The following is a 17,420-nucleotide window of genomic DNA, read 5'->3' on the forward strand; positions in this document are numbered from 1 at the left end:
CCAGAGAACCGGTTGACCGCCGCCTCCCGGCGGGGTTGGCCGGCGCATTTCCGGGACGGGTCGTCATAAGTCGAGTGCGGTTGCTGGTGGCGCTGATCCGCCCCGCGCGGCCCGCGCACGACGGGCGGCACCCGCCCCCGGAGTAAGCCGCGGAGAAACAGGGGCAGGAGGCGGGACGCGCTAACCCGCCTCCCGCGCCAACAGCGCCGCCTTGCGCTCCAGCCCCCAGCGATAGCCGCGCAACCCGCCATCCCGCCCGATCACGCGATGGCAGGGCACGGCCAGCGCCACCCCGTTCCCCGCACAGGCCCGAGCCACCGCCCGCGCCCCGCGCGGCAGCTCCAGCCGCGCCGCAAGCTCCGCGTAATCCACCGTATCGCCCGCCGGGATGGCCCGCAGAGCTTCCCAGACCCGAGTCTGGAAGGCTGTGCCGCGGAGGTCGAGCGGCAGGTCCAACGCACCGCGCGGCTCCTCCACCCAGGCGAGCACCTGCGCCACGGCCGCCGCCGCCTGTGCATCCGCCGGCTCGATACGCGCACGCGGGAAGCGCGCCGCCAATGCCCTGCGCAGCGCATCCTCATCAGCCCCGAACTCGATCGCGCAGACGCCGCGATCGGTCATTCCCACCATGACAAGCCCGAGGGCACTGGTCCCGAACGCGACACGGATCACCTCGCCGGCCCCGCCGCGCCGCGCCGCGCCTGGTGTCATGCCCAGCAACCGCGCGGGGTCCTCATAGACCCGGCTCTCGCTGCCGAAGCCTGTGCCCGCCACCGCATCCACCACCCGCTCGCCAGCGGCCAGTGCTGCCCCCAGCCGCCGCGCTCGCAGACCAGCGGCAAAGGCATGCGGGGTCACACCCGCCACTTCGCGGAACAGCCGGAGGAAGTGGTGGCGCGCATAGCCGGCTCGCTTCGCCATTTCCGCCAGCGAAGGCACCGCCTCGCCCATCTCGATTGCTGTGGTGATGGCAGCACAGGCATCCCGCACCACCGTGGCATGGATACCGGCCCGCGCGCCGTCCGGGTCGCAGCGCCGGCAGGGGCGGAACCCCTCCGCGACCGCCTCCGCCACGCCGCCGAAGAAGCGCACGTTCCGCCGCAGAGGCGGGCGGGCCGGGCATCCCAAGCGGCAGACGACCCCCTGGCTGGTCACGGCGTAGTACCGGCCGGGCAAGGCCTCCCGTCGCAGCAGCGCCTGCCAGAGCGCCTCCTCGTCCGGGGTTTCGTCGATCAGGGCGGGTGTGTCGCGCATGGCCCCACTCTCCCCAGGGCGCGGCCGGGCGGCCATCCGCCCGTTGCGCCGGAACGGTTCACCGAGGCCGGATCAGGTCTGGTCGCCCAGCGCCCGCCGCGTCAGCTCTCGGCGGCGCGCGGCGCCTCCCGGCAGATGCGGGTTGATCCGCAGCGCTGCATCCAGGCTCCGCAGCGCCCCGGGCAGATCGCCCGCATCCTCCTGAAGCTCGGCAAGGGCCAGCAGCGCCCCGAAATGGCGGGGTTCCAGCCGCAGCGCCTCCCGCAGATCGGCGGCCGCCGCCGCCCGGTCCCCTGCGGCCGCCTGTGCCTGGGCGCGGAGCACCCAGGATTCCGGGAAATCCGGCTGCAGGGTGATGGCGGCATCCAGGTCCTCCACCGCACCATCCGCCTCGTTGGCCTCCATCGCACGCAGCCCCTTGCGGAGCAGCAGCCCGACCGCCGGCGTTCCGCCCTCGGCCCAGAGCTGCTGGATGCGCGCCTGCATCGGCGCTGCCGCCGCCTCGTCCGGTGCCGTTGCCAGTGTATCCAGCAGCCGGTCCAGCTCCGCCCGGCGCTGCTCGGCAGCCCCGGCCCGCGGCATGGGCGTGACAGGGAGCGGAATGGCCGGCCCCAGCCCGGGCCCCGCGCCCGGCACAGGCAACACCTGCCCCATCGCACCACCCGAGAGCGTGAGGATCAGCCCAACAACCGCCAGTCGTCTTGCCATCGCGTCCTCCCGGTGCCCTAACGCGCGGCGCAGGGCCGGCGCCCGCTCAAACCGCCGCCAGCGCCTCCTGCCGGGCGCGGGCCGCCATGACGGCCGCCGGCGCGGGCCCGCCCGCCATCCAGTCCAGCAGCTCCACCGTATGCGCGACAGGCAGCCCGCCGCCACCCAGCTGCGTCAGGCAGCCGATATTGCCCGACGCCACAAGATCCGCCCCCGTCCGGTGCAGGAATCCCAGCTTGCGCTCGCGCAGACGCCCCGCGATCTCCGGCTGCAGGATGTTGTAGGTGCCCGCGCTGCCGCAGCAGAGATGCGCCTCCGCCGGCACCCGCACCTCGAAACCCGCGCGCTCCAGCAGAGTCTTCGGCACCGCCGTGATTTGCTGCCCGTGCTGCAGCGAGCAAGCCGCGTGATAGGCCACCGCAATCCCTGGCGCCTCGCGCGTCGGCGCGTAGCGGAAGGCCGTCAGCACCTCGGACACGTCCTTCGCCAGTTCGGAGACCCGCGCAGCCCGGTCCCGCAGCCCCGGCTCCGCCTCGCGGAACATATGGCCGTAATCCTTCACCGTGGTGCCGCAGCCGGAGGCATTGATGACGATCGCGTCCAGCCCCTCGCCCTCCGCTTCCGCCACCCAGGCCTCGATGTTGCGGCGGGCCATGGCGTGGGATGAGTCCTGCCGGCCCATATGGTGGTTCAGCGCGCCGCAGCAGCCCTGCCCGGCCGTCACCACCACCTCGACCCCCATGCGCGTCAGCAAACGGATGGTTGCCTCGTTGATGGAGGGCGCGAGCACGGTCTGCGCGCAGCCCGTCAGCAAGGCCACGCGGCCGCGCCGCACGCCCTCGGCAGGATGCACCGTCGCCCGCGCGGAATCTCCGGCCGGCGGCACAACGGGCGGCGCCAGGTCCAGCATCGCCCGCATTCGCTTCGCCGTCATCGACGTACCGCCGATCAGCCCACGCAGCGGCTTGGCCATCCGCGCGCCTGCCAGCGCCGCGCGGAACAGCCCAGGCCGGGGCAGCACGAAGGACAGCACCGCGCGGATCGCCCGCTCCATCGGCGGCCGGCGGTAGGTCTCCTCGATATGATGTCGCGCGTGATCGACGAGGTGCATGTAGTTCACCCCGCTCGGACAGGTGGTCATGCAGGAGAGGCAGGAGAGGCACCGGTCCACATGCCGCGCCTCGAGCTCGGAAGCCGCGCGCCCGGACTCAAGCATGTCCTTGATCAAGTAGATCCGCCCGCGCGGGCTATCCAGCTCGTCGCCCAGCAACACGAAAGTCGGGCAGGTGGCCGTGCAGAAGCCGCAATGGACGCAGGTGCGCAGGATCTGGTTGGACTCCCGGATGTCGGGATCGGCCAGCTGCGCTTCGGTGAACTCCGTCTTCATCCGCTTCCCCCGATTGCCGCCCCCGATTGCCGCCCCTGGGTCCACTCGCAACCCGAACCGGAAACACCCGTTGTCCAGAAGTAGAACATGACCCGCCCGAACTCCAGGGATCCCGATCCGGGGCACCCCTGGGAACCGGGCCATGGACGAGGGGGAGACTTCAGAGATGCCGATCCTGTCGATCGTCCAGGCCAAGCCGCTCCGCCCCGACGCAACGCGCCTCGGCCCCGAGGAGGCCCGGCGCCAGGCCGCCTTGCTCGAGACGCCTCACCCGGAGGGGCAGCGCTTCCCTGGTGACGGCGGCCGCGCGCTGCCGTCCACGGGTCAGGTCGACCACCGCCGGGCACATCACCCGGCCGGCCGGGTCTGAAAACCTATTGGCGGGCGTGACCGGGCCCGCCTGACCGCGATACTCTACCCCGCGAACGGGTCAGTGACCGTGATGGTGTCGTCACGCTCCGGGCTCGTGGAAAGCAGCGTCACCGGCGCTTCCACCAGTTCCTCGATCCGCCGCACATACTTGATCGCCTGCGCAGGCAGTTCGCCCCAGCTCCGGGCACCGCGCGTGCTGCCGGACCAGCCCTCGATGGTCTCGTAGATCGGTTTCGCGGCCGCTTGCGCCGCCATAGCGGCCGGAAGGCGCTTCATCATCGTGCCGTCGATGTCATAGCCCGTGCAGATCTTCAGCTCCGGCAGCCCGTCCAGCACGTCGAGCTTCGTCAGCACCAGCCCCTGGACGCCGCCCACCTTCACCGCCTGCCGCACCAGGCAGGCATCGAACCAGCCGCAGCGGCGAGGACGGCCCGTGACGGTGCCGAACTCATGCCCGCGCTCGCCCAGCAGCTTGCCCGTGTCGTCGAACAACTCCGTCGGAAAGGGGCCGGACCCGACGCGCGTGGTGTAGGCCTTGGCGATGCCGAGCACAGTGCCGATCGTGTGCGGCCCCACACCCGCGCCGGCGGCGGCATTGCCCGCCACGGTGTTGCTGCTGGTCACATAGGGGAACGTGCCGTGATCGACATCGAGCATCACGGCCTGCGCGCCCTCGAACAGCACGCGCTTGCCCTCGGCCCGCGCCGTGTCCAGCCGCTCCCATACCGCCTCCATGAAGGGCAGCAGCTTCGGCGCCCAGCCGAGAAGCTGCTCCAGCAGCGCCGCCTTCTCGAACTCCGGCGCGCCCAGGCCGCGCAGCAGCGAGTTGTGGTGCAGCAGCAGCTCATCGAGCTTGCGCGACAGCGTCTCCGGCTCCGCCAGATCGCATAGACGGATGGAGCGGCGCCCCACCTTGTCCTCATAGGCCGGGCCGATGCCGCGCCCGGTCGTGCCGATCTTGTCGCCCCCGCGTGCTGCCTCGCGCGCCTTGTCCAGCGCGGGGTGGAGCGGAAGGATCAGCGGCACGTTCTCGGCGATGCGCAGGTTCTCGGGGGTCACGCTCAGCCCCTGCGCCGTCACCTTCGCGATCTCGCCCAGCAGCGCGTCGGGGTCGAGGACCACACCGTTGCCGATGATGCCCAGCTTCCCGCGCACCACGCCCGAGGGCAGCAGCGAAAGCTTGTAGGTCTGGTTGCCCACCACCAGCGTGTGGCCGGCATTGTGGCCACCCTGGAAGCGCACAACAATATCGGCGCGGCTGGCAAGCCAGTCCACTACCTTGCCCTTGCCCTCGTCGCCCCACTGGGCGCCGATGATGGCGACATTGGCCATGGGTCTACTCCTCGTTCGACGGCGGGGCTTGCCCGCCGCCCGTCATCATCGCCACGCCGACCAGATCGGCGCCGCGCAGTTCATGCGTGCAGCCCAGCGCGCGGGCATCGTCGGCCGGGGACAGCGCGGCGACCGTCACATAGCCTTCGGAGCGCAGCGCCACGGCGCGCGCGGGATCATGCCCCGCCGGCAGAAACACCCGCGCGGCCCGCGCCGCGACCGGCGCCGCGCGCAACGCCGCATCGGGATAGAGGCTGAGGCCCGTGGCCGGCTCCTCGCCGCTCATATAGCGCCCGCCACGCCCCAGTTCCCCGACGCGACCCGTCCCGTACAGGGTGAAGGCAACGCCGGTGTGGTAACGGAAGCCCCGGAACTCCACAGGGTCGAGCATGATGCGCAGATCCGGCAGGCGCCGACGGATCGCCGCCACGACCTCGGCCGCGTTGTCCGCGATCCGCCGCGGCCCCTCCGGCAGAGGCGCGGCGCGCAACGCGGCCAGGGCCCCGTCGGCAGGCCCCGCCGCTGCCAGCAGCTCGGTCAGGAAAATGGCGGGCGGCCCGGCCGCCTCGGCCAACCGCGCGACCTCCGCGGCATCCTTGCGATCCAGCGCGCGCGCTAGTCGACCGCGCGCAGCACCTTCCAGCCCCGCCGCATCGAGAAGCGCGGGCGACATGGACGGCAGGGTGATGTCCAGCGCCACGTCCAGGATGCCGACGGCGGCCAGTCCCTCCACGCCCAGAGCGGCGGCCTCCGCATCCGCCTCGGCGCTGTCCACGCCGATCAACTCCACCCCCAGCTGCGGCAGCTGCCGCCCGGGCGCGATCTGCGTGCCGCGCACCCGCAGCACCTGGCCGGCATAGGAAAGCCGCAGCGGCCGGGCCACGTCGCGCAGCCGCGTCGCCGCGATGCGGGCCACCTGCGGCGTCGTATCGGCGCGCAGCCCCATCATGCGCTGGCTTTCGGGGTCCATCAGCCGGAAGGTCTGGTCCGCCAGCGCGGCGCCCGAGCCCGTCAGCAGCCCCTCCTCGAACTCCAGCAACGGCGGCTTCACCCGCTCGTAGCCGTGGGAGGCGAAGACCGACATCATGGCCTCGACCAGCGCCGCCTCCCGCGCCGCTTCGGGCGGCAGCAGGTCGGACAGGCCGGCGGGCAGCAGGGCCGGGTTGGCCGGAGAGAGGAGATCGTCGGTCATCAGGGGCGCGTGGACGCTCGGCGGCTCTTGCGCGGGGTGAATGGCAGCGCCTGCCCCGCGCCGCAAGCCCGCGCGGCCATGATCGCCGCGCTTCCCTATGGCAACCCCGCCCGCAGCCCCCACGTTGCCCAGGCCAGGAACCCACCATGAAACCCCTATCCCTCGTTCTCATCCTCCTCTTCACCGCTTGCAGCGACGACCGCGCCCTGTCGGATGTGGTGCCCGTAGCCGACCCTCTGCGCGAACCCGGCCGCGCCGCTCCCTTCGAGATCGGCCGCCCCGGTCAGCTCTCCGGGGACCCTGCCCGGGCCGCCCTGGCTGCCGCCGAGATCGAGGCCTTCGCCGCGGCCACCGAGAGCGACCCGCTGTGGACCCATCCTCGGGACGCGCTCCTCCTTCCCCGCTTGCAGATCGCGCGGCGGGAGTTCCGGGGCGCGCTCGGCGTTCCCGCCTCCGTTCCGTCGACCGTCGCGGTGCGCGCCTTCGCCAGCGCCGCTCAGGCCCTCCAGCGCTACGACACCCCCTCTGCCCAGGCTGCGCTCGCGCCGGTCGGCGGCGCAGCCACGCTTGCTCGCCTGTCCACCCTGCCGCGGCTGCCGCGTGTGGAGGAGGCTGCCCAGGCAGTGGCAATCGAGCTGAACCACCCCGGCCGGGACCGCTAGGGCCTCACCGGGCTTCACTCGCCCTTTACCGTTGCCCGGCAAACTCTCCCTTCAGCCAGTATGGCCGGAGGGATTGCCGTGCACGCCCGAGCCCAATCGCATGCCGCCGGTGCGGGTCCCGTCATTGCCCGTTTCCCGACCACCATCGCACCGGCACCCGCCGAATCGGCCGAATCCGCCACGGCGCGCGCCCTCGGAATGCATCGGGCCGGCCGTCTGGCCGAGGCCGAGCCGATTTATCGCGCCGTGCTGGAAGCCGAGCCCGGCCATTTCGGCGCCCTGCACCTGCTCGGCCTTCTACGCGCCATGGCGGGCGACCCCGCCGGGGCCGTGCCCTTCCTGCGCCGTGCCATCGCGGCCGATCCGCGCCACGGCTTCGTCCACAGCAATCTCGGTAACGCCCTGGTCGAGCTTGGCCATGCCGAGGAGGGCCTCGCCGCCTTCGACATGGCCGTGGCCCTCAACCCTCAGCTGGTGGAAGCCCGCGTCGGCCGCGCCAATGCCCTGTTTGCGCTGAGCCGCCTGACCGAATGCCTGGCCGCCCATGAATCCGCCCGCGCGATGGGCGCCGACATGCCGGAGCTGCACAACAACCGCGGCAACGTTCTGCGCGCCCTGAAATGCCCGGAGGAGGCGCTGGCAGCCTATGACGCCGCCCTCGCGCGCAACCCTGTCTACGCCGCGGCGCACTCCAACCGCGCAACCGCCCTGACCGATCTGGGCCAGCATGTCGAGGCGCTGGCGAGCATCGGCATCGCCCTGATGTTCCGCGCCGACGACCCGGGCTTCCTCACCACCCAGGGCATCATCCTTCGCGACCTGCAGCGGCCGGAGGAGGCGCTGGAGAGCTTCGACCGCGCCCTCGTCCTCGCGCCACATCTCGCGGACGCCCATGCCAGCCGCACTGCCGCCCTCTGCGATCTCGGCCGGCACGAGGAAGCGCTGGCGAGCGCCGACACCGCCCTTGCTCTCTCCGAGACTGCCAGCGCACACCGCAATCGCGCGGCCGCCCTCGCCTTGCTCGGCCGCCACGCCGATGCTGAGGCCGCCGATCGCGCCGCGCTTAACACCGACCCCGCCTCCGGCGAGGCCTGGAACGGCCGCGGCAACGCGCTGGTCGAACTTGGCCGCTTTGAGCAGGCGCTGGACTGCTTCGCCCGCGCCGAGGAGTTGCATCCCGGCAACCGCAGCATCCCCTATAACTGCGGCAACGCGCTGCGCGGCCTCGGCCGCCACGGCGAGGCCATCGCCGCCTTCCGCGAGGCGACCGCCATCGACCCCGACTACGCCGATGCCCATTGGAACGAGTCCCTGAGCCGCCTTGCACTTGGCGATTTTAAGGCGGGGTTTGCCGGCTACGAGTGGCGCTGGGGCCGCAAGGGCCGTCCGAACCACCGCCACGTCGGTACCCCTGCCTGGAAGGGCGAACCGCTGGAAGGCCGAACCCTCCTGATCCATGCCGAACAGGGTCTCGGCGACACCATCCAGATGATGCGCTACCTGCCCCTGCTGGAAGCACGCGGTGGACGGCTGCTGCTGGAGGTGCAGCGCCCGCTGCTTCCCCTATTCGCGGCCCTGCCCGGGATCGCGACCCTCATTCCCTCTGGGGAAGCCGCCCCGCCGCACGACCTGCAATGCCCGAGCCTCAGCCTGCCCCATTTTCTCGGCACGACGCTGGACAGCATTCCGCCCCCGATCCCCTTCCCGGCAGTCGGCCCCGAGCGGATCGCGGCCTGGGAGCTAAACCTGCCGCGTCATGCTTTCCGCCTCGGCCTGGTCTGCTCTGGCAACCCCGCCCATGCCGGCGACCGGCACCGCTCCGTGCCATTAGCCCTCTTCGCGCCCCTTATTGCCGCGGGCACCGAGGCCTTCCTGCTGCAGACCGAGCTCCGCGCTGCCGATGCGGAGACACTCGACACCCTCCCCGGCCTGACCGACCTGCGCCCGCGGCTGACTTCCTTCACCGAAACCGCCGCCGCGCTGCACGCGATGGACGCGCTGGTCTGCGTGGACACAAGTGTTGCCCATCTTGCCGGCACCATCGGCCGGCCCGTCCACTTGCTGCTGCCGCCGCTGCCCGATTGGCGCTGGATGCTTCACCGCACCGATACGCCCTGGTACCCCACCATGCGCTTGCACCGCCGCGCGCGGGAGGAGGGCTGGGATGCCGTGATCTCCCGCGTCGCGGCCGCGCTGGGCCGCTAACCCGCGGACTGCGACAGCGGCCGCGCCACATCCTCCAGCGACTTGCCCTCCGCCGCGAAGCCGAGTTTCCACTCCGTCCCAGCCGCGATCAGCATCAACGCCGCGCCCAGCAGGTAGCCCCACATGATGTCCGTGCGCTCCCCGCCCTCGATCAGCGCGCCGAACAATGTCGGCCCGACCACCCCGCCGACCAGCGTGCCGAGCGCGTAGAACAGCGCGATCCCCAGCGCGCGCATCTCCAGCGGGAAGCTCTCCCCCACCGTGAGATAGGCGGCGGAAGCGGCGGCGGAGGCGAAGAAGAAGATCACTGTCCAGGCTGCCGTCTGCTCCCAGGCCGAGAGCCACCCCTGCGCGAAGGCGAAGCCGGTGGCAGCCATCAGCACGCCGGCAATCCCATAGGTGGCCGTAATCATCACGCGCCGCCCGATCGTGTCGAAGAAGTGCCCGAGGATCAGCGGCCCGGCGAGGTTGCCCAGCGCGAAGGGCAGCATGAACCAGCCGATATGCGCGGACTCGATGCCGTAGAACCGCGTCAGCACCAGCGCATAGGTGAAGAATACGGCGTTGTAGCAGAAGGCCTGGCAGGCCATCAGCACGATCCCCAGCAGCGCGCGCTGCGGGTAGGTGCGGAACAACGTCGTCGCCACCTCGCCCAGCGTCGTGTGGCTGCGCGGGTCGATCCGGATCGAGCGCCCCGCCACCGGCGGCAGGGGCCCCTTCTCCCGTTCCACCCAGGCCTCGATATCGGCAACGATCCGTTCGGCCTCCTCCTTCCGCCCATGCGTCATCAGCCAGCGCGGGCTCTCCGGGATCCAGCGGCGCAGGAACAGCACGGAAATGGACAGCGCCCCACCAATCCCAAAGGCCAGACGCCAGCCCAGCTCGGGGTCGATGACAGCCGGGTTCAGCAGGAACAGCGAGGAGGCCGCACCCATCGCCGCCCCGCCCCAGAAGGTGCCGTTGACGGCCAAGTCTGTCGTGCCCCGCCGCCGCGCCGGGATCAGCTCCTGGATGGCCGAATTCACCGCCGAATACTCGCCCCCGATCCCCGCGCCCGTCAGGAAGCGGAAGACCGCGAAGGACCAGAAATCCCAGGAGAAGGCCGTGGCGATCGTTGCCGCGAGATAGACAAGCACCGTCACGGTAAACAACGTCTTCCGCCCCAGCCGGTCCGCCAGCCAGCCGAAGAACAGCGCGCCCGACACTGCGCCCAGAAGATAAGCCGAGGCCGTCAGGCCCACCTGCGTCTCGGTCAGCCGCAGCGCCGGGCTCTCGCGAATCGCTCCCGCCAGGGACCCGACAAGCGTCACCTCCAGCCCGTCCAGCACCCAGGTCACGCCGAGCGCGGTCACCACCAGCCAGTGGAAGCGCGCCCAGGGAAGCCGGTCCAACCGGTTCGGCACATCGGTGCTGAAGCTCGCCGCCAAGGCCGTTCCCTCCGTTCCTGAACGGGAGCGGAACCGCCATTGGGGCCGAAAGTTACAGAGGCCGCCTCAGGCGGCGGGCCCGGCCTCCTCATGCGCCAGCTCCAGCGCCAGCTCCGCGAAGGCCCAGTCCAGCCAGGGCAGCAGCGCCCGGATATCGGCCGTCTCTACTGTCGCCCCGCCCCAGATCCGCAGCCCCGGCGGCGCGTCGCGATAGGAGGCGATGTCGAGCGCCACACCCTCCTCTTCCAGGATCGCGGCCAGGCGCTTCGCCGCCCTTGCCTGCCCGGCCGCATCCATTGCCTGGAACCAGGGCACCGTGATCTTCAGGCAGATGGAGGTGCAGGACCGCGTCTCCGGTTCCTCCGCCAGGAAGCCCGCCCAACCGCTGCCCGAAACCCAGTCGGCCACCGCCGCCAGGTTGGCCTCGGACCGCGCGATCAATGCCTCAAGCCCGCCAATGCTCTCCGCCCAGCGCAGCCCGTCCAACGCGTCCTCGACGCAGAGCATGGAGGGCGTGTTGATCGTCTCGCCCCGGAAGATGCCCTCGATCAGCTTCCCGCCCTTGGTCAGCCGAAAGATCTTTGGCAGCGGCCGGCCGGGCTCGAACGCCTCCAGCCGCGCCACCGCCCGCGGCGAAAGGGCGAGCATCCCGTGCCCCGCCTCGCCCCCCAGCACCTTCTGCCAGGACCAGGTCACCACATCGAGCCGATCCCAGGGCAGGTGCATGGCAAAAGCCGCCGAGGTCGCGTCACAGATCGCCAGACCCTCGCGCTCGGGGCTGATGAAATCCGCATGCGGCAGCCGCACGCCCGAGGTCGTTCCGTTCCACACGAACACCGCGTCCCGGTCCGGCGCCACCGGGTCCAGCGCCGGCAGCCTGCCATAGGGCGCCTCGCGCAGCGCCATGTCGGGCAGGCGAAGCTGAGAGGCGACGTCGCCCGCCCATTCTTTCGAGAAGCTCTCCCAGACCATCACGTCCACGCCGCGCGCGCCGAGCACCGACCACAGCACCATCTCCACCGCCCCGGTGTCGGAAGCCGGCACCACACCAAGCCTCCAATCCGCAGGCATGCCGAGGATCGCCTTCGACCGCTCGATCACCTCGGCGATGCGCGCATGCGGCGCCGGCGCCCGGTGGCTGCGCCCGAGCATCGCCCCTTCCAGCGCGGCCAGCGACCAGCCCGGCCGCTTCGCGCAGGGGCCGGAGGAGAAGCGCGGATCGGCCGGACGCACGGGCGGCCGGGCCGCGGTCAGGTCGGTCGTGGCAGCGGCCATGGGCGGCATCCCCTTCGCGGGCGGCCCGTCGCGCGCCCCGGCGAGGGCTATCGCCCGCCCGCCCCGCCGGTCAAGCGAGCACCGCGCGCAGCGCTGCGCGTTCCATCAGGCGGCCCGGGCACGACCGCGATGTCACAGCGTCCGACCCACCGCCGCACGCGCCGCAACCCGCCACATTGCCCCCCGTTGCGCCGGGGATGCGCCATGACAATGCAACCCTCCTTTTCCTTCTCGCGGCGATCGCGCTCCTTGGCTGGTTCGCCCCGGATGTGCTGCTCATCGTCTTCGCCGGCTGTCTCCTCGCGGTCGCGCTTCGCGCCGCCGGCGTGCCGCTCGCCCGCTACTTCGGCATGGCACCGCACTGGGGGGTGATGATCGTCGCGCTGGTGATGATCATCGCGATCGGAACCCTCATCTGGTTCGGCTTCGCAACCATCGCCGACCAGGCCCGGCAGTTCATCCAGTCCGCGCCGCGGGTGCTCAACCGGCTGGCCGAGACCCTCAACGGCCTGCCCGGCGCCGACTGGCTGAAGGAGCACGCCTCGCCCGAGGCAATGCAGCCCAATGCCCGCACCGCCGCCAATGTTGCGCTGGCCGGCGCCTGGGGCACGCTCGGCGCGCTGGGCAACGTGCTGCTCGTCCTGCTGCTCGGCCTCTATATCGGCGCCGACCCCACCCTTTACCGCCGCGGCGCGCTCGCCCTGCTCTCCCCCGGCATGCGCCCGCGCGGCGAGGCCACGCTGAACGCCATGGCGCAGTCCCTGCGCGGCTGGCTGCTCGGCCAGATGTTCGCCATGGTGGTCAGCGGCACCCTGACCTTCCTCGGCCTCTGGTTCCTCGGCGTACCGCTGGCCGGGTTCCTCTCCATCCTCACCGCGATCTTCGGCTTCATGCCCTATATCGGCCCGGTGATCGGCTGCGTGCCTGCCATGCTTATCGCCGGCTCGGAAGACCCCTCGCTCGTGCCCTGGGTCATCGCCCTCTTCGTCGCGGTGCAGAACGTCGAGGGCAACTTCCTCACCCCGATGGTGCAGAAGCAGTCCTCCGATGTTCCGCCCGCCCTGCTGCTGGGTGCCCAGGCGCTGTTCGGGACCGGCCTGGGCTTCCTCGGCGTGCTTCTGGCCGCCCCGATCGCGGCAGCGGGCATGGCCGCGATCCGCGTCTCCTACGTGGAGGGCTGGGTGGAGGATCCGGCGGATGCGGACGAGAAACGCCTCATCCGCCTCTGAGGGCTTAAGCCTGGCGGCCCTCAGGGCCTGTAAAGGGCGGTTGCGCCGCGGTCGGGACAGAGATCTCCCGCAGCGGCGGTCGCCCTATCCGTCAGACCGGGACAAGCGTTTCGGCCAGCTTGCTCCACCGTGCCTCGCGCAGGTCCCGGCGCATCACCTCCTCGTCGCTCCAGCGGGCCTCGGCCGGGAGCCGGATCGTCTCGCACACCACCGTCAGCTCGTCCTCCCGGAACGGCCAGGGATCGAGCGACCAGCGGGACGCACCCTGCCGAACGAGCTTCATCTTGCGGGTGCTGCCATCCTCCATCGGCGCCTCTCCGGCCTTGTCGGGGTCGGCAAAGCAGAGGGCGAGAGAGAGCGCGTCAGTGACGGCGACCAGGTCAGAGTTCCGCGCCACCTGCTCGGGCCCCGCACCAAGCTTCGCGATCCAGTCCGCCTGCAGTGCGTCCTCCTTTTCCACGTTGCGGTCGATCGCGGCGTGGTCCTCGGCAGGCAGGCGGTCCGGGTCCATGTATTCGGTGTAGATTCGCTTGCCATGCAGCGAGATCAGCAGGGCCGGCCACAGGCCCCAGGCGGCCCGCGCCATTTCCACGCCCCGCGCCCACATGGGGGCGTGAACGGCCGCGCCGAGCCTCGTGAACGGATGCGGCAGGCCGGTCTCCCGATCCAGGGTCGGGGCCGTCTCCCAGGTCAGCCAGGCAAGGTCGTGCTGCCCGGCGGCGAGGATCACCTCCGGCGCCGGGTCAGGCCGTGCAAAGCCTGGGGCGCCCCAGGCCGCCATCATCTGGCCCGAGAGAAGCGCGTGGGAGGGCTGGGGAATGAGGAGGCGAATGCCATCCTCCGGGTCTCGCAGGATCATACGACCGGAACGCGCGAGAGTGGGATCTGGAGGCGGCGCCTCGCAGTGCAATCAGAACGCGGCCAGCCGCCCGGGATCAACCGTCACCGCGTGATCCAGCGGCCCGTGCCCGCGCCCATATCCCGGCGCGGACCGGATCGCCGCCGCCACATAAGCCCGGGCACGGACGACCGAATCCCGCAGTTCCATGCCCTGGGCCAGCCCCGTGGCGATTGCCGAGGCCAGGGTGCAGCCCGTGCCATGGGTATGGCGCGTTTCGATGCGCGGGCTCTCGAACACCTCCACCCCATCCTCGGTGGCCAGCACGTCGTGCAGCACGGGCCCGCTCATATGCCCGCCCTTCAGCAGCACCGCCGGCACGCCGAGCGTCAGCAGCAGTTCCGCCGCATGCCGCATCGCTTCGAGATCCGGGATCGCCATGCCCGAAAGCACCTCCGCCTCCGGGAGGTTCGGCGTCAGGATCGTCGCCAGCGGCAGCAGCCGCCGCTTCAGCGTCTCGACGGCCGAGGGGTCGAGCAGCCGCGCCCCACTCGTCGCCACCATCACGGGATCCGCGACGAGGGGCACGCCGCAGCCGGCCAGCGTGTCGCACACGGCGTCAATCGTCGCCGCATCGGCCAGCATTCCCGTCTTCAGGCAATCCGCCCCGATATCCTCGAGCGACATACGAATCTGCAGCCGCAGGAAATCCAGCGGCACGGCATGGACGGCGCGCACGCCCTCGGTGTCTTGCGCGGTCAGCGCGGTAATGGCCGTCGCGGCATAGCCGCCCATCGCCGTCACCGTCTTGATGTCCGCCTGGATGCCCGCGCCGCCGCCGGAATCCGAACCGGCGACGATGAGGACCCGACCCTTCATTCCGCCGCCACCTTGGCCGCGCCCTTTGCCGGGGCGACGGAGGCCGCGCGGATCACCTCAGCCAGGCGCGCGGTCAGCGTATCCACCTGCGCCTGCTCCTCGGCCTCCACCATCACGCGGATCAGCGGCTCGGTCCCGCTCGGCCGGATCAGCACCCGCCCGCGCGCGCCCAGCTCCGCCTCGGCCGCCGCCAACGCCTCCACCACACGCGCATCCCCGAGCGGCGAGCCGCCGGCATGGCGCACATTGACCAGCTTCTGCGGCAAGGGCTCGAAGCGGCGCAGCATCTCGCTCGCCGGCCGCCCCTCCTCCACCAGCACGGAGAGCACCTGCAGCGCCGCGACCAGCCCGTCGCCCGTCGTGCCGTAATCCGACTGGATCACATGGCCCGACTGCTCGCCGCCCAGGTTGCATCCACGCTCGCGCATGGCCTCGCCCACATAGCGGTCCCCCACCTTCGTCCGGTGGAGGCTGACGCCCTTTCCCTGAAGGAACCGTTCCAGCCCCAGGTTGGACATCACGGTCGCCACCACCGCCCCGCCTCGCAGCCGCCCCTCAGCCGCCCAGGAGGAACCGATGAGCGCCAGGATCTGGTCGCCATCCACAACCGCCCCTGTCTCATCCACCAGGACGACCCGGTCCGCATCGCCATCGAGCGCGATGCCGAGATCGGCCCGCCGCTCCCGCACCAGTGCCGAGAGCGCGCCCGGCGCCGTGCTGCCGCAACCCTCGTTGATGTTGAAGCCGTCGGGCGCCACGCCGATCGAGACCACCTCGGCCCCCAACTCCCACAGCACCGTCGGCGCCACCTTGTAGGCCGCGCCATGGGCGCAATCGACGACGATCCGCAGCCCCTCCAGGCTCCGCCCGCGCGGGAAGCTTGCCTTTACCGCCTCGATGTAACGCCCCGCCGCGTCCTCCAGCCGCGAGGCTCGGCCCAACCGCCGCGGCACCGCCAGAGCGGACAGGAGGTCGCCCCCCATCAGCGCCTCGATCTCGTTTTCCTGCGCGTCGGAGAGCTTCAGCCCGTCCGGCCCGAACAGCTTGATCCCGTTGTCCTCAAACGGATTGTGCGAGGCGCTGACCATCACCCCGAGATCCGCCCGCAGGCTTCGCGTCAGCAGCGCGATCGCCGGCGTCGGCAGCGGCCCGACCAGCACCACATCCATGCCCGCCCCGACGAAGCCCGCCGTCAGCGCCGGCTCCAGCATGTAGCCCGAGAGCCGCGTGTCCTTGCCGATCACCACCCGGTGCCGGTGCTGCCCGCGGTTGAAGAAGCGCCCTGCTGCCTGGCCGAGCCTCAGCGCAGTGGCGGCATCCATCGGCGCACGGTTAGCCACCCCGCGGATACCATCCGTCCCGAAGAGGCGCCGAACAGCCGGACCACCGGTATGACCTTGAGCGTCACTCACTGGCTCGCCTCTCCCAACAAGCATTTGGCCTGTCTAGCGCAGCACGGGACGCAAGGGCAGATGGTCCGCTACCAAGCAACGAGCCCAGGCCAGATCAGGCCCTCGCGCTGTCCCCGGCACCCACCCCGGCAACGGCAAGCTCAATCGCAGGCTCCGCCACGCCCGCTTCCACTCCGCCTTGCGGCAGCCCGGCCACGCTCGCCCGCCACAGCTTCAACGCCGCCACCGTCTCCGCCACGTCATGCACCCGCACCATCGCGGCCCCTCGCGCCGCCGCCGCTATCGCCACGCCCACGCTCCCCGCCATCCGCTCCCGCGGGGAGGAGGTGCCGGAGAGGGTCCCGATGAAGCGCTTCCGCGAAGCCCCGACCAGGACAGGGCAGCCGAGGCCGAGCAGGATCGGAAGCCGGTCCAGCAGCTCGAGATTATGCTCCATTGTCTTGCCGAACCCGATCCCGGGATCGACCGCGATCCGGTGGCGCGGGATGCCGGCCGCCTCGCAGGCCGCGATCCGTGCCGCAAGGAACTCCGCAACCTCCAGCACCACATCCCCGTAATGCGCGTGCTCCTGCATCGTCGCGGGATCGGTGCCGGGCATGTGCATCAGCACCACCGGGCAGCCCGCCTCGGCCGCCACAGCCATCGCCTCTGGGTCATGCCGCAGCGCGGTGATGTCGTTCACCACCTCGGCCCCGGCCTCCAGTGCGGCCCGCATCGTCGAGGCATGGCGCGTGTCCACGCTCACCGGCGCATCCTTGGCGATCTCCCGGATCACCGGGAGGATGCGGGCAATCTCCGTTTCGGCATCCACGGGCGTCGCGCCGGGCCGGGTGCTCTCCCCGCCCACATCGATCATGTCGGCGCCGGCCTCAAGCATGGCGTTCGCTGCCATCAGCGCCGCGCGCGGGTCGAAATGCCGGCCTCCATCGGAAAAGCTGTCGGGGGTCACATTCAGGACCCCCATAACCAGCGGGCGCCCAAGCCCCGCCGCATCCGGCAGGCCCGCAAAGGCCGGCGGCGGGCGGGTGATCGCCAGAACCGCCTCCTGCCAGGCTTCTGGCGTCTCCACCGCCGGCATCAGCCCAGCAATCCGCCCATCCTCGACCAGCCGCACCAAGGTGAAGGCGGCCGACCCGCCCTCCAGCGGCAGTGCGGCACCGGCGGCAACAGCAGCAAAGGCGCCGCGGCCATGCAGCAGCCCCATTGGTTCGACCCAGCGCGCCATCGGCCCCTCCCAATCCGGTCTCA

General features: G+C 71.3%; 15 protein-coding genes. 4 read left to right on the top strand and 11 right to left on the bottom strand.

Translation table 11 applies throughout. The annotated features are described in order from the left end of the window. Positions 1-180 precede the first annotated feature (180 nt). From ACVBD7_RS10615 to glcF, 3 genes are all read right to left on the bottom strand, one after another. Positions 181-1,254: a methylated-DNA--[protein]-cysteine S-methyltransferase gene (locus ACVBD7_RS10615; RefSeq protein ID WP_458097450.1), complete on the bottom strand. Its 1,074-nt coding sequence runs from the start codon at positions 1,252-1,254 to the stop codon at positions 181-183. Positions 1,255-1,326: 72 nt separating this feature from the next. Further along, positions 1,327-1,962 carry a tetratricopeptide repeat protein gene (locus tag ACVBD7_RS10620; protein ID WP_458097451.1) on the bottom strand — a complete coding sequence of 212 codons (636 nt, stop codon included), beginning with the start codon at positions 1,960-1,962 and terminating at the stop codon, positions 1,327-1,329. A gap of 46 nt (positions 1,963-2,008) precedes the next feature. Next, entirely contained in the window at positions 2,009-3,349 is a 1,341-nt protein-coding gene (glcF, locus tag ACVBD7_RS10625; RefSeq protein WP_458097452.1) for a glycolate oxidase subunit GlcF, read from the bottom strand. Between the two features lie 166 nt (positions 3,350-3,515). Between glcF and ACVBD7_RS10630 the strand changes: the two genes are divergently transcribed. Further along, the gene (locus ACVBD7_RS10630) at positions 3,516-3,719 is read left to right on the top strand and encodes a hypothetical protein (protein WP_458097453.1); all 204 of its coding nucleotides are present in this window, start codon (positions 3,516-3,518) and stop codon (positions 3,717-3,719) included. A gap of 44 nt (positions 3,720-3,763) precedes the next feature. On the opposite strand, the gene ACVBD7_RS10635 is transcribed toward ACVBD7_RS10630, so the two are convergent. Next, the gene (locus ACVBD7_RS10635; protein WP_458097454.1) at positions 3,764-5,053 is read right to left on the bottom strand and encodes an adenylosuccinate synthase; all 1,290 of its coding nucleotides are present in this window, start codon (positions 5,051-5,053) and stop codon (positions 3,764-3,766) included. Between the two features lie 4 nt (positions 5,054-5,057). Next, positions 5,058-6,245: an ATP phosphoribosyltransferase regulatory subunit gene (locus ACVBD7_RS10640; protein ID WP_458097455.1), complete on the bottom strand. Its 1,188-nt coding sequence runs from the start codon at positions 6,243-6,245 to the stop codon at positions 5,058-5,060. A 146-nt stretch (positions 6,246-6,391) separates the two neighbouring features. On the opposite strand from ACVBD7_RS10640, the gene ACVBD7_RS10645 reads away from it, so the two are divergent. Continuing rightward, the gene (locus ACVBD7_RS10645) at positions 6,392-6,907 is read left to right on the top strand and encodes a hypothetical protein (protein WP_458097456.1); all 516 of its coding nucleotides are present in this window, start codon (positions 6,392-6,394) and stop codon (positions 6,905-6,907) included. A gap of 78 nt (positions 6,908-6,985) precedes the next feature. Then, positions 6,986-9,112, top strand: a complete 2,127-nt coding sequence (locus ACVBD7_RS10650; protein ID WP_458097457.1) for a tetratricopeptide repeat protein — start codon at positions 6,986-6,988, stop codon at positions 9,110-9,112. Here ACVBD7_RS10650 and ACVBD7_RS10655 read toward each other — a convergent pair. After that, positions 9,109-10,539, bottom strand: coding sequence for an MFS transporter (locus ACVBD7_RS10655; RefSeq protein WP_458097458.1), 1,431 nt, complete (start codon positions 10,537-10,539; stop codon positions 9,109-9,111). The genes ACVBD7_RS10650 and ACVBD7_RS10655 overlap by 4 nt on opposite strands. A 66-nt stretch (positions 10,540-10,605) precedes the next feature. Next, on the bottom strand, positions 10,606-11,814 hold the full coding sequence (locus tag ACVBD7_RS10660) for a phosphoserine transaminase (RefSeq protein WP_458097459.1): 1,209 nt from the start codon (positions 11,812-11,814) through the stop codon (positions 10,606-10,608). Positions 11,815-12,011: 197 nt separating this feature from the next. On the opposite strand from ACVBD7_RS10660, the gene ACVBD7_RS10665 reads away from it, so the two are divergent. Then, on the top strand, positions 12,012-13,043 hold the full coding sequence (locus ACVBD7_RS10665) for an AI-2E family transporter (RefSeq protein WP_458097460.1): 1,032 nt from the start codon (positions 12,012-12,014) through the stop codon (positions 13,041-13,043). Positions 13,044-13,134: 91 nt separating this feature from the next. Here the strand turns inward: ACVBD7_RS10665 and ACVBD7_RS10670 are convergent, their stop codons facing one another. The 4 genes from ACVBD7_RS10670 to folP form a co-directional block, all read right to left on the bottom strand. Beyond that, positions 13,135-13,902: a DUF3891 family protein gene (locus tag ACVBD7_RS10670; RefSeq protein ID WP_458097461.1), complete on the bottom strand. Its 768-nt coding sequence runs from the start codon at positions 13,900-13,902 to the stop codon at positions 13,135-13,137. Positions 13,903-13,953: 51 nt separating this feature from the next. Continuing rightward, on the bottom strand, positions 13,954-14,760 hold the full coding sequence (thiD, locus tag ACVBD7_RS10675) for a bifunctional hydroxymethylpyrimidine kinase/phosphomethylpyrimidine kinase (protein ID WP_458097462.1): 807 nt from the start codon (positions 14,758-14,760) through the stop codon (positions 13,954-13,956). Continuing rightward, the gene (gene glmM / locus ACVBD7_RS10680) at positions 14,757-16,082 is read right to left on the bottom strand and encodes a phosphoglucosamine mutase (protein WP_458097679.1); all 1,326 of its coding nucleotides are present in this window, start codon (positions 16,080-16,082) and stop codon (positions 14,757-14,759) included. Before glmM ends, thiD begins: the two co-directional genes overlap by 4 nt. A gap of 184 nt (positions 16,083-16,266) precedes the next feature. Further along, positions 16,267-17,397, bottom strand: a complete 1,131-nt coding sequence (folP, locus tag ACVBD7_RS10685; RefSeq protein ID WP_458097463.1) for a dihydropteroate synthase — start codon at positions 17,395-17,397, stop codon at positions 16,267-16,269. Positions 17,398-17,420 lie beyond the last annotated feature (23 nt).

This window comes from Roseomonas sp. WA12 (assembly GCF_054165765.1).